The following is a 22,797-nucleotide window of genomic DNA, read 5'->3' as shown; positions in this document are numbered from 1 at the left end:
GCCGGGTGAGATTGACGAAGGCGCCCACCTGCGCGCTGCTGCGCTGCACCTGGCCATCGCCGCTGTCGAAGCTCACGGGCGCCTCGATGCCGTCCATGCCGACCCAATCCAGCGCGCCGGCCAGATGCGGATGAGCCTGGGTGGCGACGTCAGGCATCAGGCGAGCGGTGTTTTCGTGGCTATGCATGGGAATGTCCTGTTTCGGCCTCAATGATCGGCCGCCGCGAGGACTCCTATGTTGGGGCAGCTTGACGCGACGCAACAGGGTTCACGCGGGAAACAGTGCGTTTTTGATTCAGCCAACCCGCTGTTGCCACCGCCTGGCCGCGCCCCAGGCGCGCAGGGTGACCCCGAAGCCCCGGTCCGCCAGGCCCCGCTGCAGCACGGTCAGCGACTCGGTGGCCTGCAAGGCGCGGCGAACCAGCCGCTGGCCCTGCCCCGCCTCCAGGGCGCGGAAGACGCTGAGCGGCCCGGTCATGCCGCCTGCATCGGCCCAGCTCGACTGGAGATCGCTCAATTGGGCCTTGATGGCCTGGTCGCGGACCTCGCCGCGTTCGCGCAGATTTGCGCGGTTGAGGCCGAAGCGGGCCAGACGCGCCATCGGCAGCGGCAGGCGATCGCGGTCCGCGTCGTCCTGAAGACGCCGCAGCGCATGCAGCAAATGACTCAAGGTCGCCACACGGGCGGCCCGTGCCGGCGTCGCGGACTGGCCGTACCACCAGTGAGTCTCAAGCTCGGCCAGTGCCCCATGCAGCGCGGAAGCGGCATTGAGCTGCGCGGCAAAATCGACCGAGGTGCCCTCTTCCAGTTGCGCCATGGCCGCCAGCACCGGCGCGAGCCAACGCTCCTTCGGCATGGCATGTGCGCGCTCCTCATCGAACAGCACGCGCGTCAACGGATGGCGGCCACCGCTGGATGCGGCGGCATCGAGTTCCTCGGCCCACCAGTTGAGTTTGGTTGCCGCCACCTGAGGCTCGGCAATGCCGTAGGCGGCCCCAAGCAGCTCCTGTTCCAGTGCAGCCAACGCCACGTGCCCGGGGTATTTGGCGGGATCGACGAAGACCAGCGCCATGCGCTGGTGCGGCTGCACCGACAGCCACTTGTCGATGTAGCTTTGCAAGGCGCCATGCTGGATCACGCCATCGCTCACGCTGCAACCTTCAGCTTGAGCAACTCGGCAAGCTGCCGCGGATGTTCCAGCACCCGATCGGCGCCCCATGCATGCGGATCACCGCCATCGAGGTAACCCCAATGCACGGCCACGGAGTAAAGCCCCGCGCTGTTGCCCGCCTGTACGTCGCGGCGATCGTCGCCCACGAACAGGCAGCGCGCCGGATCCAGGCCCGCGCGCTCGCAGGCCAGCAGCACAGGCGCCGGGTCGGGTTTGCGCACCGGCAACGTATCGCCGGAGACCACCGCGCAGGTGCGCCGGCTCCACCCGATCTGTTCGATCAGGTCGTCCGTGAGATAGGCCGGCTTGTTGGTGACGATACCCCAGGCCAGCCCAGCGCTTTCCAGCGCGTGGAGCAATGGATCGATGCCTTCGAACGGCCGCGTGTGCCGCGTCATCATCGAATGATAAAGCTCCAGGTAGCGCGGCATGCGCTCGAACAGGGCTTCGTCGCTTTCATCGAAAGCACAGCGCAGTATCGCGCGCGAGCCGCGCGATACGACTTCGCGCACTTTCGCATAGGGCGCCGGCGCTGCATCGACTTCGTGGCAATAGGCCACCAGCGCCGCATGCAGATCCGGCGCGCTGTCGAGCAAGGTGCCGTCCAGATCGAACAGCACGCCCTGCGGTGATTCGGGCAGCGACTTCATAGGGGCTTGCGTGCGCACAAAAGATAATTGACGGCCGTGAAACGGCTCAGCCACGCCTTGCGATTGACCGGGTTGTAGCCCAGGCCGCTGACATCTTCCAGTTCCAGGCCGGCCTGGCGCAGCAGGCGCGCCAATTCGGACGGCTTGAGGAATTGCGCGTAGTGATGCGTCCCGCGCGGCAGCATGCGTGTCACGTATTCGGCTGCGAGGATCGCCGCGCCGAACGCCGCCGGCGTGCGATTGAGCGTGGACATGAACAGGTACGCTCCCGGCTTGAGCATGGCCGCCAGATCCTGCACCAGCGCCGCCGGATCGGGCACGTGCTCGATCAGCTCCATGCAGCACACCGCGTCGAAACTGGCCGGCTCCGCCGCCGCAAGCTCGGCGGAAGACTGCTTGCGGTAATCCACCTTGAGGTTCGATTCGTGCAAGTGCAGGCGCGCGATCTCGATCACCTTCAGGCCAAGATCGATGCCCACGACGTCGGCGCCGGCCCGCGCCAGCGCCTCGCTGAGCAGCCCCCCGCCGCAGCCGACGTCGGCCACGCGCGCACCCTTGAGCGCAACGCGGGCGGCGACGTAAGCGGTACGCACAGGGTTGAGGTCATGCAGCGGCCGCGACTCGCCGTCCGGATCCCACCAGCGCGAGGCCAGTTTGTCGAAGCGGGCGATTTCATCGTGACTGACGTTGTGCGTGGTTTGCATCAGGAGACTCCAGGCCAGGCGCCAAGCTTAGCGCGCATGCCATTGGTAGAGCGTGACATCCCAGCCGCCGCTGGTATGGGCCGGATCGCGGTGGGCGATATCGGTGGCCTCTTCCAGCGATGCGGCGCGCAGCAAATAAGCGCCGCCGGATGCGTTGCCGAACGGGCCGGACAGCTCGTTGCGGCCCTGTGCGCGCAAATCCTCCAGAAACTGCTGATGCAACGGCACCACCGCCGGATCGACCTGCGGGCGACGCATGAGAATGACCAGGTAAAGGTTCATATCGCTGCGATACGCTCGCGCCAGGCATGCGTGCGCGCAAGCAAGCCGGCGGTATCCATGTCGACAAGTTCGCGTGCCGCCAGCTTGCGCCTGCCGGCGATCCACACGTCGCTGACCTGGTGCCGCCCGGTTGCGTAGACAAGCTGCGAAACGATGTGGAACAACGGCTGGGTTTCCAGGTCGCTCACGCGCACGGCCGCCAGATCCGCCTGCTTGCCGACCTCGATCGAGCCGATGCTTTCTTCAAGCCCAATCGCCCTGGCGGCGTTGATGGTCGCCGCGCGCAGCGCGAAGCCGGCGTCGAAAGCGGCGGCATCTTCCGCGACCGCCTTGGCCAGCAAGGCCGCGGTGCGCATCTCGCCGAACATGTCCAGGTCGTTGTTGGAGGCGCAGCCGTCCGTGCCGATCGCCACGTTCACGCCGGCCTTGCGCAGTTTTTCCGCCGGGCAGAAGCCCGAGGCCAGCTTCAGGTTCGACTCCGGGCAATGCACCACCGACACGCCCGCTTCGGCACAGGCCGCCACTTCGCCCTCGGTAAGCTGGGTCATGTGCACGGCGATCAGCCGGTCGTTGACCAGCCCAAGCTTCTGCAGCCGCTGGAACGGACGCAGGCCGGATTTTTTCCGCTCCTCTTCCACTTCGTGCGCGGTTTCGTGCAGGTGCAGGTGCACGGGAATATCCAGCTGATCGGCCAGTACGCGAATGCGCTCGAACGATTCGTCCGATACCGTATAGGGCGCGTGCGGCGCGAAGGCGGTGCGGATCAAGGTATCGTTACGAAAGCTGTCGTGCGTTGCGCCGGCGCGCTCGAAGTATTCGTCCTGCGTCTTGGCCCAGGCTGAGGGAAACTCGATGACCGGCAGCCCTACCACGGCGCGGAAACCGAGTTTGCGGTAGGTGGCGCCAATGGCGTCGGGGAAAAAGTAGTTTTCGTTGGCACAGGTGGTGCCGCCGCGCAGCATTTCGGCCACGGCCAGCTCCACCCCATCGCGCACGAATTCCGGGCCGATCACCTTCGCTTCCACCGGCCAGATGTGCTGCTGCAGCCACACCATCAGCGGCAGGTCGTCGGCGAGCCCGCGCATCAGCGTCATCGGGTTGTGCGTATGCGTGTTGATCAGGCCGGGAATGAGCACGTGTTCGCCCAGTTCCACACGCTCGCGCGGCGCATAGTGGGTACGTGCCTGCGCAATCGGCAGCACCGCGACGATGCGATCGTGGTCGATGGCGACCGCGTGATGTTCCAGTACCACATCATGCGGCTCGACCGGCACGACCCAGCGGGCCTCGATAAGTAGATCGACGGTCTGCGGAGCGTTCTGGCTCATCGTGATTGGCCTTGCGGGGAAGTGATATGAGATGGGGCGGCACATCTTATGATGTCCGCCCCATGGTTTTTCAGCTGGCGGCTTCCATGGACCTTGGAACCCAAAGCAGCGAAGAGTGCTGCGCGCGACACCTTGACACACGATCCCCGCCTTGGCGGGGATGACCCGTCGGCCAACGCCCTAACTTGCGTTCACGCGTCAGCGCGTCACTTTACGCGGCTGACGTATTCGCCCGAACGCGTGTCGACCTTGATCACTTCTTCCTGATTGACGAACAGCGGCACGCGCACCACGGCGCCGGTTTCCAGCTTGGCCGGCTTGCCGCCACCGCCGGAAGTGTCGCCGCGCAGGCCCGGGTCGGTCTCGACGATCTTCAGTTCCACGAAGTTCGGAGCCTGCACGGAGATCGGGCGGCCGTTCCACAGCGTCACCACGCACTCTTCCTCGCCCTTGAGCCACTTGGAGGCCTCGGCCATGGCGGCGGCGTCGGCCTGGTGCTGCTCGAACGACTCCTGGTGCATGAAGTGCCAGAACTCGCCGTCGCTGTAGAGGTACTGCATGTCGGTATCGACCACGTCGGCGCCTTCGTACGAATCGCTCGACTTCAGGGTCTTTTCCGTGGTGCGCCCGTTGAGCAGGTTGCGGATCTTGATGCGGGTGAAGGCCTGGCCCTTGCCCGGCTTGATGAACTCCGCCTCGGTGATGATGTAGGGATCGCCGTCGACGATGATCTTCAGACCGTTTTTGACGCCATTAAGATCGTAACTGGCCATGCACTTCGCTCCAATGAGGAAAACCGCTGCCATCAGCGGCTAAAATAAACCGTTTCAGGGGCCGCAAGGCCCGCATAGAGCCCTATATGATAACCGTAAGCCCAGGCGCCCGCATTACACCGCCCGTGGTGCCCGACTGGCGCCAGCTGTGGCGCGATGCCGTCACCGATGGCGGCGAGCTCCTGCGCCTGCTGGACCTTGCCCATTTGTCCGACCGCCTGCCCGCCGCCGACGCCGGTTTCACGCTGCGCGTGCCGCGTGGATTCGTGGCGCGCATGCGTCCGGGCGACGCGCACGACCCCCTGTTGCTGCAGGTGCTGCCCCAGCTGGCGGAACTGGACCGCGTGCCCGGCTTCGTTGCCGACGCGGTAGGCGACATGGCCGCGCGCGAGGCGCAGGGCGTCCTGCACAAGTACCAGGGTCGCGCGCTGTTGATCGCCAGCGGCAGTTGCGCCATCCATTGCCGCTATTGCTTCCGCCGCCATTTTCCCTATGCAGACGAAATGGCGGCCGCCGGTCAGTGGCGCCAGGCGCTGGAGCATGTCGGTCGGGACACCTCGATCAACGAATTGATCCTCTCCGGCGGCGACCCCCTGGCGCTGGCCACCAGCAAGCTGGAAGAGCTCGGCCGCGGCCTCGCCGATCTTGCGCACGTCACGCGGCTGCGCATTCACACGCGCCTGCCGGTCGTTTTGCCTCAACGCATCGATACGGCGTTCGTCGATTGGCTGCGCGCGCTGCCGCTGCAGAAAGTGGTGGTGCTGCACGCCAACCACGCCAACGAATTCGACGGCGCGGTGGATGAGGCCTGCGCGCGGTTACGCGAGGCCGGCGCGACGGTGCTCAATCAATCGGTACTTTTGCGTGGCGTCAACGACGATGCCGACACGCTGGCCGCACTTTCCGAGCGCATGTTCGCCGCCGGGGTGTTGCCGTACTATCTGCATCAGCTCGACCGCGTGCAGGGTGCGGCGCATTTCGAAGTGGCCGATGCCCGGGCGCTTGCGCTGATCGAACAGATGCGCAACCGCCTGCCGGGCTATCTCGTACCCAAGCTGGTGCGCGAAGTGGGCGGCGATCCGTCGAAACGGCCGCTCTGAGGGCAGTTCCACGCAGCCGGCGGGGTGGTGAAAGCGAACCCGGAGCCCCGGTCCGGCCATGCGTCCGATCACCGATGTGCGATTTGGTGCTGGCGGCCCTGTGCAGAATCCGTTAAAACAGTTCAGTAGTGCCGGCCAGCCCTCGGCCACCTGCTGCGCAGGGCAGCCACATCCAAGGAAGCACGACGCGCCCATGAAGACAGACTCCGTTATCAAGATCCTCTTCATCGAGAATTCGGTCGAGGACGCGGAACAGGTCATTACGTTGTTGCGCAATGCGGGCATCGCGGTTCGCCCGGCCCGGGCGACCACCCCCGAACAGATTCACGACGCGCTGGCAGAACTCAGCCCGGACCTGGTGGTGTTCAATCCCAGCGTCAACGGCTTGCCGCTGCGCAACGTCGCGCAACAGATCGACGCCAGCGCCCGCGACATCGCCCTGGTCGCCTGCGTGTCCAAGATCGACGACCAAAGCGTCGCGGACATGTTCCAGGACGGCGTGCAGGGTGTGGCATCGCGCAGCCAGCCCAAGCAGGTCATCGCGGTGATCAGGCGCGAATTCGACGCGCTCAACATGCGCCGGCAGGTGCGCCGCCTGGAAGCGGCGCTGCGCGAATCCGAGCGCCGCTGCGACGCCCTGCTCGACTCCTCGAACGATCCCATCGCCTACGTGCACGAGGGTATGCACGTACGCGCGAACCGCTCCTACCTGGACACCTTCGGCTACGAAGACTACGACGACCTGCTGGGCCTGCCGGTGCTGGACCTGATCGGTCCCGTCAACGCCGAAGCCTTCAAGAACCTGCTGCGCGCGCTGTCGCGCGGCGAGAAAGCCGACTACCGCATGGAACTGCAGGCGCGCCGCGCCGACGGCAGCACCTTCCCCGCCACCGCCGAATTCGCCCACGCCACCTTCGAAGGCGAAGCCTGCCTGCAGGTCGTGTTCCGCCGCCAACAGGTGGACCCCGCACTGATCGAGCAATTGCAGCGCGACCAGGTCACGGGCCTGTTCAACCGCGCACGCACGCTGGAGTTCATCGACAGCGCCGTCGCCCTGGCCAGCGAAGGGCACAAGGGCCAGAGCCTGCTGATGGTCGAGCCGGACAACTGGACGCAACTGGTCAACGGCATCGGCCTGGGCAAGGCGGACGAGCTGCTGGCGGCCTTTTCGCGCCGCATCGCTACGCAGCTGGGCCAGCAGGACATCGCAGGCCTACTGGCCGAACACACCATTGGCATCATCCTGCACACCGATAGCGACGAGGCGATCCGCGAGTGGATCGGCAACGTGCAGCAGGCCATCTCGCGGGAAATCTTCGACCTGGGCACGCAGTCGATTACCCTCACCGTCAGCATCGGCGGCAGCCTGCTCGGCGAGAAGAACGCCAATGCCGAGATGCTGCTCAACCAGGCCAACCAGGCGTTGCGCAGTGCGCAAAGCCAGGGCGGCAACCGCAGCGAGCTGCACGATCCGGCCGCCCGCGAGAAGGCCGACGCCGAACGCGAACGCAACTGGCTGGGACTGGTGCGCCAGGCGCTCACGCAAAACGAATTCGTGCTCTATCACCAGCAGACCATCAGCCTGCAGGACGCCGAGGGCGACTATTCGGAAATCCTGCTGCGCATGAACGGGCCGCAAGGCGAAGTCTCACCCGGCTTTTTCATGCCCATCGCCGAGAAATATGGCCTCAACGCCGAAATCGACCGCTGGGTGCTGAACCAGGCCATCACCGCGCTCAAGGCGCGCGAACGGGCGGGATTGCCCACCACGTTCTTCGTGAAGCTCACGCCCGACTCCCTGCAGCAGCAGGCCCAGTTGCTGCCGTGGCTGGAGCGCACGCTCAAGCAGGCAAACCTGAAGAACGGCCGGCTGGTTCTTGAAATGACCGAGAGCAAGGTCGTGACCCTGCTTCGCCCCGCGCAGGAATTCATCAATGCATGGAAGAAGTTGGGGGGATTCTTCGCCCTGGAGCAGTTCGGCTCGGGCCTGAACTCCTTCCAGTTGCTTAACCACATCAACGCCGATTACCTGAAGATCGACCGCAGCTTCATGGCCGATCTGCCGCAGCACCCCGAAAACCAGAAGAAGATCACCGAAATCTGCCAGCAGGCACACGAGATGAAGCGCCTGGCGGTTGCCGAATGGGTGGAGGATGCGGCCAGCACCTCGCTGCTGTTCGCCTGCGGCGTGGATTTCGTACAGGGCAACTTCCTGCAGGAGCCGCAGCGGCTGATAGTCAATCTCTGAGCGCTTTTTTCAAATCGCGCGCATGAAAAAACCCGCGGATCGCTCCGCGGGTTTTTTTCGCAGTGCCCCGGATCAGTCGCGGGACGAAGCGGCGGCGATGTCTTCCTTGATGCGAGCGGCCTTGCCTTCCAGACCACGCAGGTAGTAAAGCTTGGCACCACGCACCTTGCCCTTGCGCTTGACCGTCACCGACTCGATGCTGGGGCTATGCGCCTGGAACACGCGCTCCACGCCCGTACCGTGCGAAATCTTGCGCACCGTAAAGGCCGAATGCAGGCCGCGGCTGCGCTTGGCGATGACGACACCCTCGAACGCCTGGACGCGCTCGCGGTTACCTTCCTTCACCTTCACATTAACCACCACAGTATCACCAGGGCCGAACTCCGGCAGCTGGCGGGTGATCTGCTCGGCTTCGAACTGTTCGATGATCTTGTTCATGGCAACACCTGTCTTTTCTCAATGATTGCGGTCGTCATTGACCGCATCGTTTTGTCGTGATGGCTGTTTAGCCTGCTCGGCGTGAGCGTATTCACGACGGAATTCATCCAACAGCGCACGGGATTCTTTGTCCAACGCGCGCTGCGCCAATAAATCGGGACGCCGCAACCAGGTCCGTCCCAGCGATTGCTTAAGGCGCCAGCGGCGTATGGCCGCGTGATCGCCAGAGAGCAACACCTCCGGCACGTCGCCCAGTGCGTCATGCACCGGCCTTGCATAGTGCGGACAGTCGAGCAACCCGTTCGAGAACGAATCCTCCTCGGCCGATTGCGCGTCATTCAACGCGCCGTCCTGCAAGCGGCCCACGGCATCGATGATCACCGCGGCGCCCAGCTCACCGCCGGAAAGCACATAATCGCCGATGGAAAGCTCCTCGTCGACCTCGTGCGCCAGCAGACGCTCGTCCACACCTTCGTATCGTCCGCACAACAGGGCGATTCGCGGCAACCTGGCCAGCGCTTCCACCCTGCCTTGCGTCAGCCGCGTTCCTTGCGGACTGAGATAAATCACATGCACCGGCTCCGGTGCCGCCTCGCGCACCGCTTTCAGGGCTGCGCGCAAAGGCTCGATCAACATCACCATACCTGGGCCGCCGCCACAGGTGCGGCCATCCACGGTACGGTAATTATCGGTGGCGTAATCGCGCGGGTTCCAGGCTTCCACCTGTAGCAACTCCCGTTGCTGCGCGCGTCCCACGACACCGACGGCGGCACACTGGCGCATGAAGTCGGGAAACAGCGTGACGACATCGATGCGCATCGGACCCTCGCTCAGAATTCTGGGTCCCAGTCCACCACCATGCGCCCGCCGGAAAGATCCACCGAACGCACGTAAACACCCTGGACGAAAGGAACCAGCCGCTCGCGCTCGCCGTCCCTCACGACCACCACGTCATTGGCGCCGGTAGCGAACAGGTGGGTAACCCGTCCCAACGCGACGCCTTCCGTGGTGACGACCTCCAGACCCTCGAGATCGACCCAGTAATACTCGTCCTTGCCGGGCGGCGGCAGCAGCTCGCGGGCGACATGGATGTCCTGTCCCACCAGCGCCGCTGCGCCATCCCGATCGTCAACCCCCGGCAATTTGGCGATGAGCCCCTTGCCCTGGGGTCGACCTTTGACGCCTTCGATCTCCGCTTCCTGGCCCGGCGCCGATGAGAGCAGCCAGGGCTGGTACTGGAAGATCTGTGTGCGGGGCTCGGTCCAGGATTCGACCTTGAGCCAGCCCTGCACTCCGTACAATCCGACGATGCGTCCGACCAGGACGCGCCGACCGGCTGCGGTCATGCTCAGGCTGCCTGCTTGGCGGCTTCCTTCACGAGCGAGGCGACCTTGTCGCTCAGCTGAGCGCCCTTGGCCACCCACTCCTGAACGCGTGCCACGTTCAGTTCAAGGCGCTTGTCCTTGCCCGAAGCAACCGGGTTGTAGAAACCCACGCTCTCGATGTTGCGGCCATCGCGCGCGCTGCGCGAGTCGGTCACAACGACGTGGTAGAACGGACGGCCCTTGGCGCCGCCGCGCGAAAGACGAATCTTGACCATAGTAAAAAGCTCCAGAACTGCCGGCATGCCCGGCATGCGCGCCCTAGACCGGACGCGGTAAACGCAACATTTTAATGAATTTTGGCGAAAAAGGAAGGGGCTGGCGTGTCCGCGCCGGCCTGGGGCGCCCTCTTTCAGCGCATCGGCGGGAATCCGCCGCCCATGCCACCCATCCCGCCCATGCCCTTCATGGCCCCGCGCATCTGCCGCAGCAGGCCTTTGCTGCCGCCCTTGGAGAGCTTGGACATCATTTTTTCCATCTGCATGTACTGCTTCAGCAGCCGGTTCACGTCGGCCGGCTGGGTGCCCGAGCCGCGCGCCACGCGGGCGCGGCGCGAGCCGTTCAGCAAGTCCGGGTGGCGGCGTTCTTTCTTGGTCATCGAGTTGATGATCGCGACCATGCGCTTGATCTCGCCGTCGTTCACCTTGGATTTCACCGCATCGGGTAGCGCGGAGACGCCCGGAAGCTTGTCCATGAGGCCGGCAAGGCCGCCCATGTTGTTCATCTGTTCGAGCTGGTCGCGCATGTCGTTGAGATCGAAGCGCTTGCCCTTGATCACCTTTTCGGCGAGCTTCTGCGCTTTCTCCTGATCGACCTTGCGCTCGACTTCCTCGACCAGCGACAGGACGTCACCCATGCCCAGGATGCGCTGTGCGACGCGATCGGGGTGGAACGGCTCCAGCGCGTCGGTCTTCTCGCCCGCACCGAGGAACTTGATCGGGCGCCCGGTGACGTAGCGCACCGACAAGGCCGCGCCGCCGCGTGCGTCGCCGTCGGTCTTGGTGAGCACCACGCCGGTCAGCGGCAGGGCCTCGGAAAACGCTTTGGCGGTGTTGGCCGCGTCCTGGCCGGTCATCGAATCGACCACGAACAAGGTTTCGATCGGCGTCACCGCGGCGTGCAGCGCCTTGATCTCGGCCATCATCGCTTCGTCCACGTGCAGACGGCCGGCGGTGTCGACCAGCAGCACGTCGATCACTTCCTTGCGCGCGGCGGCCATCGCCGCCTTGGCGATGTCCACCGGATGCTGGCCCGCTTCGGACGGGAAGAACTTCACCCCCACCTGCTCGGCCAGGGTGCGCAGCTGCTCGATGGCGGCGGGACGGTAGACGTCGCAGCTGACCACCATCACGCGCTTTTTCTTGCGCTCGGTGAGAAAGCGCGCCAGCTTGGCCACGGTGGTGGTTTTACCGGCACCCTGCAGGCCGGCCATCAACACGACGGCCGGCGGCTGCTGGGCCAGGTTCAGCTCGGTATTGGCGGTGCCCATCACCGCCGTCAGCTCCTCGCTGACCACCTTCACCAGCGCCTGGCCCGGCGACAGGCTCTTGAGCACTTCCTGGCCGACGGCACGGACTTTCACACGCTCGATCAGCGCCTGCACCACCGGCAGCGCGACGTCGGCTTCCAGCAGGGCGATGCGCACTTCGCGCAGCGATTCGCGGATGTTTTCCTCGGTCAGGCGACCGCGGCCGCGCAGGCGGTTGACGGTGGCGGAAAGGCGTTGGCTGAGCGACTCGAACATGAGGATGGCATCGAAAAAGGCTGAGCGGATTGGCAAATATACCAGAGACGCCCGTTTTCTAAGGAGCGCGCCTCAGGAATGGTCCGGCTGCGCCTTGATCCAACGGGCGATGTCCCCGATCACCTTGGCATCCACATGGGCAGGCCTGTCGTAGTCGCCCGGCGAGGGCGGCTGACTGGCCGGCATGAACATATGGCTGAGCCCCGGATATTCGATCAGCGTCACGCGCGGATCGTGCGCGAAGGCCGCCTGCCAGGCGGCGAAGTCCTGCTGCGCAAACACCTGGATATCGGCCGCGCCCTGCAGCAGCAGCACCGGTTCGCGCAGATGCCTGACGGTCGCTACCGGGTCGTAATCGCGCACGCTTAGCCAGTAGCCGGCCGGGGCATGGAAAAAATCGCCCGCCGGCGGGTGCGCGGGATCGGCTTGCGCAAGGATGTCGCGCTGCCTGATCAGCGGCGCCAGTTTTTGATCGATCTGCGCGGCGGGCACGCCTTGCAACGATGCCTGATAGCGCATCTGCTTGATGATCGTGTCCAGGCCGAACGACGTGGGCGCCGCCATCATGATGATGCCGGCAAGTTGTGGATCGCGCTCGCCGATGCGCGGCGCCATGAACGCGCCCAGGCTGTGTCCCAGCAGAAAAACGCGCCTGGCATCGACGTGCGGTTGCTTGGCAAGCAATGACAGCGCGGTTACCGCATCGTCGGTCACTTCTTTATCGACGGTGACATCGCTACCGGTCATCTTGGCGCCGTAGGCGTAAGTGCGCTTGTCATAGCGCAGCGATGCCACGCCCGCCGCGGCCAGGCCGTCGGCCAGGTCGCGGAAGGCTTTGTTGGGCCCGATGGCTTCATCGCGATCGTGCGGGCCGGAACCGACGATCATGAGCACTGCAGGAAACGGACCGTCGCCCTTGGGCAATACCAGCGTTCCCGGCAACGGCCCCAGCGGCGAAGGCACCTGCACGGCACGGGCAATGCCGGTAGCCGATTGCGGCGCCGACGCTTGCCCGCGCACCGCGGCATCGGCCGGAACAATCCGGAATGTCGTAATGCGATCGTGCGCATCGCAAGCGATCAGCGCGGTGAACGAGAGGTTGGCGAAATCCATGTCGGCGGCAAACAATGTGTAGCCGTTGGCGGTGCGCGCCTGCAGATCGCCCAGCTTGCGGAATGCACCCGCCGTGCCTTGCAGCTGGCTCCAGACGGCCTTGAGTTTCTCCGGTGTCGCCTGCGCGGCGGTATCGGGCGAAAAGTCCTTGACCGCATTCGCGTCGTCGCCCTGCGTCCACGCGGCAAGCGCCGCCTGGCCATGGGCACGACACGCCGTCGTCGATTCTGCATGGCTGGATGCGGCAAACATCAGGCAAAACAGTCCGACCAGCACGCTTAGCGTCTGGGAGTTCATAAAGCCTCCTTGAATGGGTTCAGTGATTGCGTTCTACGCGTCGATAAACGAAGTAGGAATACACGGCGGGAATGAGCGCGGCGGCCAGCATCGCCCCCACCGAAAACAACATGGACGCGCCCATGAGACTGACCGCGACCACAACCAACCCCGCCAGCATGAACAGCCAGCCCGCCAAGCGATGGGTGCGTTCCCACACCTCATCGTTGACGATCGTCCATGGCGTGCGTATGCCGGCGAAAAAGTTTTTGCGCAGCTTGCCCATGTAGTTGCCGATGATCATCAACAGCACGCCCAGCGGCAGCATCCTGGTCACCAGTTTTCCGATCGGATGGCCTGCTGCATTCAACAAAATGCCCAGCGCGGTGATCAGTACGAAGGCCTGCACCGCCAGCATGATCACCACGAACACCGACACAAACGGCGTGATTTCGAAGCCGCGCGGCGAGATGGCCGGCAACGCGACAGTAAGCAACCCCAGCACCGCCATGATGATCATGGGTGTGACCACCGCCCTGATGGGCGTGGCGTAGCCATTGATCTGCCCTTGAGCGTTCCAGTGCACGGCCACGTGCGCTGGCAATTGCGGCGACAGCCATAGGAACGCCCCCAGCAATGTAAGCAGGAAAAGCGCGGACAAGAACAAACTGCGAACGGGCTTCATCGTTTGCCTCCTTTGCCCCCGGCGGATGGAATGAGGTCGAGCATCATCCGCGTGAGGTCTTCCATTACGGTGCTGTTGAGGGAATAGACGATGTACTGGCCGCGCCGTTCGGTGCGCACCAGATCGGCCTGCTTGAGCACCGCAAAATGATGCGAAAGCGAGGCACCGGTGATATCGAACGCCTCGCCGATTTCGCCCGCACTCATGGCGCCCCCATGCAGGCGCTTGAGAATCGCGCGGCGCGTGGGATCGGCCAATGCACGGAATACGGCTTGCTGCTTCACGGCCCACCATCGTCTTGATCGATGCCTAGATATTTAGACAAATATCTAAATAATGCAAGTGCCGGTCGATTTGCCGCGTTCACCCACTCTTTGCCCTGTGCGACACTAGCCCGCGATGCTAGCCGCCCTCTCGATCTTTGCCGTTGTCTGCTACCTGCTCGCCAGCGGGCTGCTGGCGCGCCCGCTGTTTGGCGCGGGCACCCCCACGCTCTCGCGCCTGGCCCTTGGCATTGCCACCGCGGCGGTGCTGGCCCACGCAACCGGGCTGCTGGCCATGCACCGCGGCGCGCTGGACCTGCATTTCTTCGCGGCGCTCTCGCTGGTCGCCTGCCTGGTGTCCGCGCTTACGCTGCTGGTAAACCTCACCCGTCCCGTGGCCACGCTGGGCGTGATCGTGTTTCCGCTCAGCGCCCTGCTGCTATGGGTGGATAGTTTTCTTGCACCACCCACCGCGCCCGAATCGATGGACTGGCACATCAAGCTGCACGTCACCGTGGCGCTGCTGGCCTTCGCAGTGCTGTCGATTGCCGCGGCCATGGCGATCCTGCTGGCGATCCAGGAGCGCGCGCTGCGGCATCGCCACCTGGGACCGTGGCTGAGCGCATTGCCCCCGCTGACGTTGACCGAGTCGCTCTTGTTCCGGTTGATCGGCGCCGGCTTCGTGCTGCTGTCGCTCACGCTGCTGACCGGCATCCTGTTCGTGCACAACCTGTTTGGACAACATCTGGTGCACAAGACCGTGCTGTCGATCGTCGCCTGGCTGGTGTTCGGCGCCCTGCTCTACGGCCGCTGGCGTCACGGCTGGCGCGGGCGTAGCGCGGTCAATCTCACCCTGATCGGCATGGGCGTACTCGTGCTGGCTTTCTTCGGCTCGAAGTTCGTGCTTGAAGTGATCCTGCATCGCGCGGTGGATTGAAACGCCTCAGCGGCATGCATCGATGGCTTGCGCCAGTCGCTCCACGCCGATTACCTCCATATCGCCGACGCGGCCTTTCTTGGGTGCGTTGGACTTGGGCACGATGGCGCGCTGGAAGCCATGGTGGGCCGCTTCCTTGAGGCGCTCCTCGCCATTGGGCACCGGACGGATCTCGCCGGAAAGGCCCACCTCGCCGAAAGCGATGGTTTTCTCCGGCAGCGGCCGATCGCGCAGCGAGGACAGCACGGCCAGCAGCACCGGCAGGTCGGCGGCGGTTTCTTGCACACGGATACCGCCCACCACATTCACGAACACGTCCTGATCATAGGCGGCAACGCCGCCGTGACGATGCAGCACAGCCAACAGCATCGCCAGGCGATTCTGCTCCAGGCCCAACGCGACACGGCGAGGATTGCCCAGCGAGGACTGATCCACCAGCGCCTGCACTTCCACCAGCAACGGGCGCGTGCCTTCGCGCGTCACCATCACCGCACTGCCGGAGGTGGGGCCCGCGTGTGCGGAGAGGAAGATCGCCGACGGATTGGGCACTTCGCGCAAGCCCTTCTCGGACATCGCGAACACGCCCAGCTCGTTGACCGCGCCAAAGCGGTTCTTGAACGCACGCAGCACGCGGAAGCGGCTGCCGGATTCGCCTTCGAAATAAAGCACCGCATCGACCATGTGCTCGAGCACGCGGGGACCTGCGATGCCGCCTTCCTTGGTAACGTGGCCGACCAGGAACACCGAGGTGCCGCTTTCCTTCGCAAAACGCGTCAGGCGCGCCGCCGATTCGCGCACCTGGCTGACCGAACCGGGCGCCGCCGTCAGCAGTTGCGTCCAGATCGTCTGAATCGAATCGATCACCAGCACGCGCGGGCGCGTGGAGGCGACTTGCTCAAGGATGTGCTCTACGCACGTCTCGGCCAGCGCATGCAAGGGCTGCAGCGGCAGATCGAGCCGCTGCGCGCGTGAGGCCACCTGCGCCAGCGACTCTTCGCCGGTAACGTACACGCTGGGCAATTGGGCGCCCAGTGTGCCGAGCATCTGCAACAGCAAGGTCGACTTGCCGATGCCCGGATCGCCGCCGATCAGCACCACCGACCCATCGACCAGGCCGCCGCCCAGCACGCGGTCCAGCTCGCCGATGCCGGTCAACGTGCGCGATTGGGCGGTAACCAGCACCTCGGTAAGCGGCGTGACTCGCGGCACGTTGTTGGCCGCGCCCGCATAACCGCCCTGCCGTGCCGCCGCGACCGACTTCTGCGCCGGCTGCACGACAAATTCGGAAAGCGTGTTCCAGGCGCTGCATTCCACGCACTGCCCCTGCCATTTGGAGTGCTCCGCGCCGCAATCGGTGCAGACATAGGTGGTTTTGGCTTTGGCCATGACGCTCGGATCGATACGGTGAATGAAACTAGCTTAGCCTGCGAGGATCGCACGCCGCGAGACGCGCTTACTCTTCGTCTTCGACGAACAGTACGCGGCGCGTCATGCCGCAGGTGAGGTCGTAGCTGATCGTGCCCGATTGCGCGGCCACCATTTCCACCGGAAGCTCCGGCCCCCACAGCACGACGCGATCGCCCACTTTCGCTTCGGGCGCTTCGCGCAAATCCAGCGTGATCAGATCCATCGACACGCGCCCGATCAACGGTACGCGCCGTTGCCCGACCAGCACGGGCGTGCCCGCCGCGGCGCTGCGCGGATAACCGTCGCCGTAACCGACGGCGGCAACGCCCACCGGCATGTCCTGGGGACATTGCCACAGACCGTTGTAACCGATGCGCTCGCCGCGGGGGATGTGGTTGATGGCGATCAGGCGCGTGGACAAGGTCATGGCGGCACGGAAACCGAAATCCTCGCCGCACTTGCCTTCCACCACCGAAAGCCCATACAGCAAGCCGCCGGCACGCACCCATTCGCCACGCGCCTGGGGCCAGCCCAGCACGGCGGCCGAATTGGAAAGCGAATGCGGCCCGGACAAATGGCGCGTCGCTTCGCGAAAACGCTGGATCTGCTCACGCGTACGCGCGCCGTCAAAGACTTCCGATTCGGCGAAATGCGTCATCAAGCCGATTTCCGGATCGATGCCTGGCATGGTCGAAAGCTGCGCATGCACCGATGCGGCACGCTCCGGCGCGAAGCCCAGCCGATGCATGCCGCTATCGATTTTCAGCCACACGCGCAGCCGGCCACGCGTGGGCGAAGCCTCGGACAACCAGCGCAGCTGGCTTTCGTGATGGATCGCCGCGTCCAGCCCCAGCCGCTGCATTTCGGCGATATCGCCGGGCAGGTCGGGGCCCGACAGCACGACGATACGCTGACGATGGCCGGCCGCGCGCAAGCGCAACCCGTCGCCGAGCGAGGCCACGGCGAACGCGTCGGCAGCGCCATTCAGTGCCCGCGCCACACGCTCCAGGCCGTGGCCGTAGGCATCGGCCTTCACCACGGCCATGACCAGCGCGGGCGCGGCAAGCTGCCTGATGCGCTCCAGATTGTGGCGCAGCGCGCCCAGGTGAATGGTGGCGACGGTGGTGCGGCTCATGGTTCCGGACGGTTACAACCCAGCTCGTTAGCGGACGTGCGCCCCGGCGCGCAAGCCGGCTCGCTGCAGCATAGGGTAACGGCTGGCCGCTCCCGGATCAGGGCAAGGAGATGGCAAAGCGCAGGCAGGCGCGCTCAGAAGTGCCCCACATAGGTGTCGGGGCTGTAGTTCTCGAACTTGGTGTAGTGCCCAAGGAAGGTCAGCTTTATCGTATCGGTGGGGCCGTTACGCTGCTTGCCGATGATGATTTCCGCGAGGCCTTTGTCGGGCGATTCCTTGTTGTAGTACTCGTCGCGATAGATGAACATGATCACGTCGGCGTCCTGCTCGATAGCACCGGATTCGCGCAAATCCGACATCATCGGGCGCTTGTCGGCGCGCTGCTCCAGCGAGCGGTTCAACTGCGAGAGCGCGATCACCGGTACGTTGAGTTCCTTGGCCAGGCCCTTCAGCGAGCGTGAGATTTCGGAGATCTCCGTGGCGCGGTTTTCCTTGTTGCCTGGCACCTGCATCAGTTGCAGGTAGTCGATCACGATCAGGCCCAGCCCGCCGTGTTCGCGGGCCAGGCGGCGCGAGCGCGAACGCATTTCCACCGGCGACAAGCCGGGCGTATCGTCGATGAAGATCTTCGCTTCCGACAACAGCGCGATCGCATTGGTGACGCGCGGCCAGTCTTCCTCGGCAAGGTCGCCGTTGCGCAGGTGCTGCTGGTGGATGCGGCCTACGGAGGAGATCAGGCGGAATGCCAGCTGCGAAGCGGACATTTCCATCGAGAACACGGCCACCGGCTTCTTGGCACGCAGTGCGGCAGCCTCGGCGATGTTGAGCGAAAACGCGGTCTTGCCCATCGACGGGCGTGCCGCCACGATGATCAGGTCGGAGGGTTGCAGCCCGGAAGTGAGGTTATCCAGATCGGTGAAGCCGGTGGAGATGCCGGTGAGCTGACCGCGGTTCTGGTAGCGCTCGTGCAACAGGCGGAAGGCATCCTTCACCGCCTCGCGCATCGACACGGTGTCTTTCTTGCCGCGCGCGCCCGATTCGGCGATGTGGAATACGCGCTGCTCGGCGCTTTCGAGCACCTCGTGCACGGACTTGCCTTCGGGCCGGTAGCCGTCTTCGGTAATCGCGGTGCCCGCGTCGATCAGCTGCCGCAGCACGGACTTCTCGCGCACGATCTCCGCGTAAGCGGCAATGTTGGCGGCGCTGGGCGTGGCGTTGGCCAGCTCCACCAGATAGCTCGCGCCGCCCACCATCTCGGCCAGGTCATTGGCTTCGAACCAGTCGCCCAGGGTTACCGCATCGCACGGCATGCCTTTGTTGGCAAGCTCGGTGATGGCTCGCCAGATCAGGCGATGGTCCTTGCGATAGAAATCCTGCTCGCCGAGTTTGTCGGCGACTTTGTCCAGCGCATCCGAAGCGAGCATCAAGCCGCCAAGGACCGCCTGCTCCGCGTCGATGGAATGCGGCGGCACACGCAAGGCTTCGACGGCGCTATTGGCGGTTTTACGTTCGGGTACGAAAGACATGGACGCTCCCTGTGGCAAGGAAGGTGCTCAAAGCCATGTAGGCAAGCACAAGTAATGAGCATACGCGGTGCCGTCTCACCCGACGAGACAATAAGTCTGTGGATAACCTGTGAGATGCTGGGGATAAACAATCGGCCCCGCTACAAAACAAACGGGCGCCGTACGGCGCCCGTCTGCATCCATCCAGCGATGGCGCGCGGCGATTACTTCTCGCCGACCACGATCACCTTGACGGTGTTGTGCACGTCGGCATGCAGGCTGATCTGCACCTCGAATTCGCCGATGTGGCGGATCGGGCCTTCGCCCTGGATCACTTCGTTCTTGTGGACGTCGTGGCCGACCGCCTGCAGCGCTTCGGCGATTTCGCGCGGACCGACCGAGCCGTACAGCTTGCCTTCCGGACTGGCGTTGGCGGCAATGGTCACCGTCACGTCGGTCAGCTTGCCCTTGCGGGCTTCGGCGTCGGACAGCAGCTTGTTGGCTTTGGCCTCGTATTCGGCGCGACGGGCTTCGAACGCGGCGAGGTTTTCGGCATTGACGCGCACGGCCTTGCCTTGCGGCAACAGGTAGTTGCGGCCGTAGCCCGGCTTCACGTTGACCTTGTCGCCGAGGTTGCCGAGGTTGCGCACTTTTTCGAGCAGAATGAGTTCCATGGTGGTTCCTTGGATTCGTTAGCACCGGAGTGGCCCGGCGCAGCCGTGGACGGTTGTCCGAACTTGCCTTGCTTGGTCTCTTCACCCACTGCGTGGAGAGCCTGGAGTGAAGGACGACGCTTGCCTGCCAGCCGATGCGAAGACGCGCTTCGCTCAACCGCACCGCAAGACCGCCCCCTCACTTCGATCCGCTCCCCATAAGAGGAGCGGAGGAAAATCGACTTGCCCCCTCCCCAAGGGGAGAGGGCGAGTCAACGACGTCAGACGTCGTGGTTGTCGGTGTACGGCAGCAGCGCCAGGAAGCGGGCGCGCTTGATGGCCGTGGCCAGCTGACGCTGGTATCGGGCCTTGGTACCGGTGATGCGGCTGGGAACGATCTTGCCGTTCTCCGTGATGTACTGGCGCAGCGTGTTGAGATCCTTGTAGTCGATCTCTTTGACGTTTTCGGCCGTGAAGCGGCAGAACTTGCGGCGGCGGAAGAACTTGGACATGGGTCTGGGCTCCTGGATCAGTCTTCGAGATCGGCGTCGTCGCTATCGGCGCGACCCACGCGGCGGTCGTCGCCATCGGCGTCGTCGTCACGGCGGCGCGAGGACTTGGCGTCGTCCTTTTCCTTGCTCTTGAGGATGAAGGACTGGTCGGTGTCGGCCTCGTCGCGCTTGATCACGAGATGGCGCAGCACGGCGTCGTTGAAGCGGAAGCCCGATTCCAGCTCGTTCAGGGCGTTCTGGCTCACTTCGATGTTGAGCAGGACGTAGTGCGCCTTGGCCAGGTTCACGATCGGGTACGCCAGCTGGCGGCGGCCCCAGTCTTCCAGGCGGTGGATCTTGCCGCCGTCGGTCGTGATCAGTGCCTTGTAGCGCTCGATCATCGCCGGAACCTGTTCGCTCTGGTCGGGATGGACCAGGAATACAACTTCGTAATGACGCAAGGTCATCGGAAAAACTCCTTATGGATGTGGCCCTTACGGGCCAAGCAGCCTCCCGCCGGATGCGGTGAGGCAAGGGACCGCCCGGCACCAAACGGCGCGGACAGAAGCGGAATTGTAAGCGGGATCAATCAGTCGGCGCAAGTCGCTGAATTGACTCGGGATGGCGCCCCGAAGGGGTTCAGCCGACGGTGAAACTTTCCCCGCAGCCGCACTCGCCGGTGGCATTTGGGTTATGGAAGACGAAGCTGGCGTTGAGCCCCTGGCGCTGGAAATCGATCACCGTGCCATCGACCAGCGGCAGGCTGCCGGCATCCACGATCACCGGTACGCCGTCGATCTGGAAGGTCTGGTCGTTCGCGCCGGCGGTGTCGGCCAGGTCCACCACATAGGCGAAGCCGGAGCACCCGGTGCGCTTGACGCCAAAGCGCACGCCCGCGGCGCCCGGAGTCTGGGCCAGGAACTGGCGCATGCGTTGATTGGCCGAAGCGGTTATCGAGATGGTCATGACGGCAGCGTTGTATCGAACGGGGCACTTATCGCACCAAATGCATGTCGCAGTGCGGCAAGGCCTACATTATCATGCCCGTTCGCATCTTCGCGCTTAACAAATGGGCGCTTCCCTTAGGAGTTTCAATCCATGGCGGTGGTCAGCGTCAAACAGGCCCTTTCCGGCAAGCTCGAAGCCGGCAGCAAGGTAACCGTGCGCGGCTGGGTGCGCACCCGGCGCGATTCCAAGGCCGGCCTGTCGTTCGTCAATGTCAGCGACGGCTCCTGCTTCGACCCGATCCAGGCGGTCGTGCCGGCGACGCTGGGCAATTACGAAAGCGAGGTCAAACACCTCAGCGCCGGCGCGGGCGTGATCGTCAGCGGCACCCTGGTGCCGTCGCAGGGCAAGGGACAGAGTTTCGAACTACAGGCCGACAGCGTGGTCGTCACCGGACTGGTCGACGATCCGGAAACCTACCCCATCCAGCCCAAGCAGCACTCGATGGAGTTCCTGCGTGAAGTCGCCCACCTGCGCCCCCGCACGAACCTGTTCGGGGCGGTCACGCGCGTGCGCCACACCATGATGACGGCGATCCACCGCCATCTCACCGAACAAGGCTTTTTCTGGATCAACACGCCCATCATCACCACCTCCGACGCCGAAGGCGCCGGCGACATGTTCCGCCTGTCCACGCTGGACCTGGCCAACCTGCCGCGGGACGAAAAAGGCAAGATCGACTTCCGCAAGGATTTCTTCGGGCGCGAAGCGTTTCTTACCGTGTCCGGCCAGCTCAACGTGGAGGCCTACGCGCTGGAGATGAGCAAGGTCTACACCTTCGGCCCCACCTTTCGCGCCGAAAACTCCAACACGCCGCGCCACCTGGCCGAGTTCTGGATGGTGGAGCCGGAAATCGCCTTCGCCGATCTCTCCGCCGACGCCGACTATGCCGAGGCGTTCCTGAAAGCCATCTTCAAGGCGGTGCTTGAGGAGCGCGGCGACGACATGGCGTTCTTCGCCGAACGCGTGCAGCCCGAGGCGATCACCCGCCTTGAGAATTTCATTGTCCAGCCGTTCGCGCGCATCGATTACACCGATGCGATCGACATCCTGCAAAAATCCGGTCAGAAGTTCGACTTCCCCGTCGCCTGGGGCGTGGACCTGCAGACCGAACACGAACGCTACCTGGCCGAGAAGCACGTCGGCCGCCCGGTGGTGGTCATGAACTATCCCGAGCAGATCAAGGCCTTCTACATGCGCCTGAACGACGACGAAAAAACCGTCGCCGCCATGGACGTGCTGGCCCCCGGCATCGGTGAAATCATCGGCGGCAGCCAGCGCGAGGAGCGCCTGGACTACCTCGATCGCCGCATGGCCAAGTTCGGTCTCCATAACGCCACGTACGACTGGTATCGTGACCTGCGCCGTTATGGCACCGTACCTCATTCCGGCTTCGGCCTCGGTTTCGAACGCCTGCTTGTCTATGTCTGTGGACTGTCCAACATCCGCGACGCCATTCCCTATCCCCGCGCAGCAGGGAGCGCTGACTTCTAAATCGATTCTTCCC

The 22,797-nt window shown here is 64.3% G+C and carries 26 protein-coding genes; 4 read left to right on the top strand and 22 right to left on the bottom strand.

Annotated features, from left to right (window positions below):
* The 7 genes from VME63_RS10285 to efp form a co-directional block, all read right to left on the bottom strand.
* Positions 1 to 187: GTP cyclohydrolase, FolE2/MptA family (locus VME63_RS10285; RefSeq protein WP_325432908.1), on the bottom strand; the 187-nt coding region annotated here is incomplete at its 3' end.
* Positions 188 to 295: 108 nt separating this feature from the next.
* Entirely contained in the window at positions 296 to 1,150 is an 855-nt protein-coding gene (locus VME63_RS10280) for a squalene/phytoene synthase family protein (protein WP_325432906.1), read from the bottom strand.
* The gene (gph, locus tag VME63_RS10275; protein WP_325432904.1) at positions 1,147 to 1,821 is read right to left on the bottom strand and encodes a phosphoglycolate phosphatase; all 675 of its coding nucleotides are present in this window, start codon (positions 1,819 to 1,821) and stop codon (positions 1,147 to 1,149) included. Before gph ends, VME63_RS10280 begins: the two co-directional genes overlap by 4 nt.
* A complete protein-coding gene (ubiG, locus tag VME63_RS10270; RefSeq protein ID WP_325432902.1) occupies positions 1,818 to 2,525 on the bottom strand; it encodes a bifunctional 2-polyprenyl-6-hydroxyphenol methylase/3-demethylubiquinol 3-O-methyltransferase UbiG in 708 nt (235 codons plus the stop codon). Before ubiG ends, gph begins: the two co-directional genes overlap by 4 nt.
* Before the next feature lie 27 nt (positions 2,526 to 2,552).
* Positions 2,553 to 2,807 (bottom strand): YciI family protein, encoded by a 255-nt coding sequence (locus tag VME63_RS10265; protein WP_325432900.1) that lies wholly within the window; start codon positions 2,805 to 2,807, stop codon positions 2,553 to 2,555.
* A complete protein-coding gene (locus tag VME63_RS10260) occupies positions 2,804 to 4,135 on the bottom strand; it encodes a TRZ/ATZ family hydrolase (protein ID WP_325432898.1) in 1,332 nt (443 codons plus the stop codon). Before VME63_RS10260 ends, VME63_RS10265 begins: the two co-directional genes overlap by 4 nt.
* A 206-nt stretch (positions 4,136 to 4,341) precedes the next feature.
* A complete protein-coding gene (efp, locus tag VME63_RS10255) occupies positions 4,342 to 4,908 on the bottom strand; it encodes an elongation factor P (protein WP_325432896.1) in 567 nt (188 codons plus the stop codon).
* Between the two features lie 86 nt (positions 4,909 to 4,994).
* On the opposite strand from efp, the gene epmB reads away from it, so the two are divergent.
* Entirely contained in the window at positions 4,995 to 6,008 is a 1,014-nt protein-coding gene (gene epmB / locus VME63_RS10250; protein WP_325432894.1) for an EF-P beta-lysylation protein EpmB, read from the top strand.
* 193 nt (positions 6,009 to 6,201) lie between these two features.
* Positions 6,202 to 8,256, top strand: coding sequence for a GGDEF/EAL domain-containing response regulator (locus VME63_RS10245; protein ID WP_325432892.1), 2,055 nt, complete (start codon positions 6,202 to 6,204; stop codon positions 8,254 to 8,256).
* A gap of 72 nt (positions 8,257 to 8,328) precedes the next feature.
* Here the strand turns inward: VME63_RS10245 and rplS are convergent, their stop codons facing one another.
* The 8 genes from rplS to VME63_RS10205 form a co-directional block, all read right to left on the bottom strand.
* Positions 8,329 to 8,694, bottom strand: coding sequence for a 50S ribosomal protein L19 (rplS, locus tag VME63_RS10240; RefSeq protein WP_325432890.1), 366 nt, complete (start codon positions 8,692 to 8,694; stop codon positions 8,329 to 8,331).
* Between the two features lie 18 nt (positions 8,695 to 8,712).
* On the bottom strand, positions 8,713 to 9,513 hold the full coding sequence (gene trmD, locus VME63_RS10235) for a tRNA (guanosine(37)-N1)-methyltransferase TrmD (protein ID WP_325432888.1): 801 nt from the start codon (positions 9,511 to 9,513) through the stop codon (positions 8,713 to 8,715).
* A gap of 11 nt (positions 9,514 to 9,524) precedes the next feature.
* Positions 9,525 to 10,040 carry a ribosome maturation factor RimM gene (gene rimM / locus VME63_RS10230; RefSeq protein ID WP_325432886.1) on the bottom strand — a complete coding sequence of 172 codons (516 nt, stop codon included), beginning with the start codon at positions 10,038 to 10,040 and terminating at the stop codon, positions 9,525 to 9,527.
* A gap of 2 nt (positions 10,041 to 10,042) precedes the next feature.
* Complete coding sequence (rpsP, locus tag VME63_RS10225; RefSeq protein WP_325432884.1) at positions 10,043 to 10,294, bottom strand: 30S ribosomal protein S16; 252 nt, start codon at positions 10,292 to 10,294, stop codon at positions 10,043 to 10,045.
* A gap of 134 nt (positions 10,295 to 10,428) precedes the next feature.
* Complete coding sequence (gene ffh / locus VME63_RS10220) at positions 10,429 to 11,820, bottom strand: signal recognition particle protein (RefSeq protein ID WP_325432882.1); 1,392 nt, start codon at positions 11,818 to 11,820, stop codon at positions 10,429 to 10,431.
* A gap of 72 nt (positions 11,821 to 11,892) precedes the next feature.
* Positions 11,893 to 13,230 (bottom strand): alpha/beta hydrolase, encoded by a 1,338-nt coding sequence (locus VME63_RS10215; protein WP_325432880.1) that lies wholly within the window; start codon positions 13,228 to 13,230, stop codon positions 11,893 to 11,895.
* Positions 13,231 to 13,249: 19 nt separating this feature from the next.
* The gene (locus VME63_RS10210; RefSeq protein ID WP_325432878.1) at positions 13,250 to 13,894 is read right to left on the bottom strand and encodes an SdpI family protein; all 645 of its coding nucleotides are present in this window, start codon (positions 13,892 to 13,894) and stop codon (positions 13,250 to 13,252) included.
* Positions 13,891 to 14,178 carry an autorepressor SdpR family transcription factor gene (locus VME63_RS10205; RefSeq protein ID WP_325432876.1) on the bottom strand — a complete coding sequence of 96 codons (288 nt, stop codon included), beginning with the start codon at positions 14,176 to 14,178 and terminating at the stop codon, positions 13,891 to 13,893. Before VME63_RS10205 ends, VME63_RS10210 begins: the two co-directional genes overlap by 4 nt.
* A 115-nt stretch (positions 14,179 to 14,293) precedes the next feature.
* On the opposite strand from VME63_RS10205, the gene VME63_RS10200 reads away from it, so the two are divergent.
* Entirely contained in the window at positions 14,294 to 15,094 is an 801-nt protein-coding gene (locus VME63_RS10200; RefSeq protein ID WP_325432874.1) for a cytochrome C assembly family protein, read from the top strand.
* Between the two features lie 6 nt (positions 15,095 to 15,100).
* Here the strand turns inward: VME63_RS10200 and radA are convergent, their stop codons facing one another.
* The 7 genes from radA to VME63_RS10165 all read right to left on the bottom strand — a co-directional run bounded on the left by radA (position 15,101) and on the right by VME63_RS10165 (position 21,251).
* Positions 15,101 to 16,480 carry a DNA repair protein RadA gene (radA, locus tag VME63_RS10195; protein ID WP_325432872.1) on the bottom strand — a complete coding sequence of 460 codons (1,380 nt, stop codon included), beginning with the start codon at positions 16,478 to 16,480 and terminating at the stop codon, positions 15,101 to 15,103.
* Between the two features lie 67 nt (positions 16,481 to 16,547).
* Positions 16,548 to 17,636: an alanine racemase gene (alr, locus tag VME63_RS10190; protein WP_325432870.1), complete on the bottom strand. Its 1,089-nt coding sequence runs from the start codon at positions 17,634 to 17,636 to the stop codon at positions 16,548 to 16,550.
* Between the two features lie 134 nt (positions 17,637 to 17,770).
* Positions 17,771 to 19,162, bottom strand: a complete 1,392-nt coding sequence (locus tag VME63_RS10185) for a replicative DNA helicase (protein WP_325432868.1) — start codon at positions 19,160 to 19,162, stop codon at positions 17,771 to 17,773.
* A gap of 203 nt (positions 19,163 to 19,365) precedes the next feature.
* Positions 19,366 to 19,815, bottom strand: coding sequence for a 50S ribosomal protein L9 (gene rplI / locus VME63_RS10180; protein WP_325432866.1), 450 nt, complete (start codon positions 19,813 to 19,815; stop codon positions 19,366 to 19,368).
* A gap of 260 nt (positions 19,816 to 20,075) precedes the next feature.
* On the bottom strand, positions 20,076 to 20,306 hold the full coding sequence (gene rpsR, locus VME63_RS10175) for a 30S ribosomal protein S18 (protein WP_074552179.1): 231 nt from the start codon (positions 20,304 to 20,306) through the stop codon (positions 20,076 to 20,078).
* A gap of 17 nt (positions 20,307 to 20,323) precedes the next feature.
* Positions 20,324 to 20,752, bottom strand: coding sequence for a 30S ribosomal protein S6 (rpsF, locus tag VME63_RS10170; protein ID WP_325432864.1), 429 nt, complete (start codon positions 20,750 to 20,752; stop codon positions 20,324 to 20,326).
* A 172-nt stretch (positions 20,753 to 20,924) separates the two neighbouring features.
* A complete protein-coding gene (locus VME63_RS10165; RefSeq protein WP_325432862.1) occupies positions 20,925 to 21,251 on the bottom strand; it encodes an iron-sulfur cluster assembly accessory protein in 327 nt (108 codons plus the stop codon).
* Positions 21,252 to 21,383: 132 nt separating this feature from the next.
* Here VME63_RS10165 and asnS point away from each other — a divergent pair, with 132 nt between their 5' ends.
* On the top strand, positions 21,384 to 22,784 hold the full coding sequence (asnS, locus tag VME63_RS10160; protein ID WP_325432860.1) for an asparagine--tRNA ligase: 1,401 nt from the start codon (positions 21,384 to 21,386) through the stop codon (positions 22,782 to 22,784).
* Positions 22,785 to 22,797 lie beyond the last annotated feature (13 nt).

It is taken from the genome of Dyella sp., assembly GCF_035503745.1.
In the GTDB taxonomy this organism is placed as follows: domain Bacteria; phylum Pseudomonadota; class Gammaproteobacteria; order Xanthomonadales; family Rhodanobacteraceae; genus Dyella_B.
The sequence above is the reverse complement of the archived record's forward strand: the minus strand, read 5'-3'. Positions and strand labels throughout refer to the sequence as shown.

Bases quoted from the DNA above. Each gene is read 5' to 3' on its own strand.
- VME63_RS10165 (WP_325432862.1), bottom strand. From the start codon at position 21,251: ATGACCATCTCGATAACCGCTTCGGCCAATCAACGCATGCGCCAGTTC.
- rpsF (WP_325432864.1), bottom strand. From the start codon at position 20,752: ATGACCTTGCGTCATTACGAAGTTGTATTCCTGGTCCATCCCGACCAG.
- rpsR (WP_074552179.1), bottom strand. From the start codon at position 20,306: ATGTCCAAGTTCTTCCGCCGCCGCAAGTTCTGCCGCTTCACGGCCGAA.
- alr (WP_325432870.1), bottom strand. From the start codon at position 17,636: ATGAGCCGCACCACCGTCGCCACCATTCACCTGGGCGCGCTGCGCCAC.
- asnS (WP_325432860.1), top strand. From the start codon at position 21,384: ATGGCGGTGGTCAGCGTCAAACAGGCCCTTTCCGGCAAGCTCGAAGCC.
- rplS (WP_325432890.1), bottom strand. From the start codon at position 8,694: ATGAACAAGATCATCGAACAGTTCGAAGCCGAGCAGATCACCCGCCAG.
- VME63_RS10265 (WP_325432900.1), bottom strand. From the start codon at position 2,807: ATGAACCTTTACCTGGTCATTCTCATGCGTCGCCCGCAGGTCGATCCG.
- ffh (WP_325432882.1), bottom strand. From the start codon at position 11,820: ATGTTCGAGTCGCTCAGCCAACGCCTTTCCGCCACCGTCAACCGCCTG.
- VME63_RS10215 (WP_325432880.1), bottom strand. From the start codon at position 13,230: ATGAACTCCCAGACGCTAAGCGTGCTGGTCGGACTGTTTTGCCTGATG.
- rpsP (WP_325432884.1), bottom strand. From the start codon at position 10,294: ATGGTCAAGATTCGTCTTTCGCGCGGCGGCGCCAAGGGCCGTCCGTTC.
- rplI (WP_325432866.1), bottom strand. From the start codon at position 19,815: ATGGAACTCATTCTGCTCGAAAAAGTGCGCAACCTCGGCAACCTCGGC.
- ubiG (WP_325432902.1), bottom strand. From the start codon at position 2,525: ATGCAAACCACGCACAACGTCAGTCACGATGAAATCGCCCGCTTCGAC.
- efp (WP_325432896.1), bottom strand. From the start codon at position 4,908: ATGGCCAGTTACGATCTTAATGGCGTCAAAAACGGTCTGAAGATCATC.
- VME63_RS10185 (WP_325432868.1), bottom strand. From the start codon at position 19,162: ATGTCTTTCGTACCCGAACGTAAAACCGCCAATAGCGCCGTCGAAGCC.
- VME63_RS10200 (WP_325432874.1), top strand. From the start codon at position 14,294: ATGCTAGCCGCCCTCTCGATCTTTGCCGTTGTCTGCTACCTGCTCGCC.
- VME63_RS10210 (WP_325432878.1), bottom strand. From the start codon at position 13,894: ATGAAGCCCGTTCGCAGTTTGTTCTTGTCCGCGCTTTTCCTGCTTACA.
- radA (WP_325432872.1), bottom strand. From the start codon at position 16,480: ATGGCCAAAGCCAAAACCACCTATGTCTGCACCGATTGCGGCGCGGAG.
- epmB (WP_325432894.1), top strand. From the start codon at position 4,995: ATGATAACCGTAAGCCCAGGCGCCCGCATTACACCGCCCGTGGTGCCC.
- trmD (WP_325432888.1), bottom strand. From the start codon at position 9,513: ATGCGCATCGATGTCGTCACGCTGTTTCCCGACTTCATGCGCCAGTGT.
- gph (WP_325432904.1), bottom strand. From the start codon at position 1,821: ATGAAGTCGCTGCCCGAATCACCGCAGGGCGTGCTGTTCGATCTGGAC.
- rimM (WP_325432886.1), bottom strand. From the start codon at position 10,040: ATGACCGCAGCCGGTCGGCGCGTCCTGGTCGGACGCATCGTCGGATTG.
- VME63_RS10260 (WP_325432898.1), bottom strand. From the start codon at position 4,135: ATGAGCCAGAACGCTCCGCAGACCGTCGATCTACTTATCGAGGCCCGC.
- VME63_RS10245 (WP_325432892.1), top strand. From the start codon at position 6,202: ATGAAGACAGACTCCGTTATCAAGATCCTCTTCATCGAGAATTCGGTC.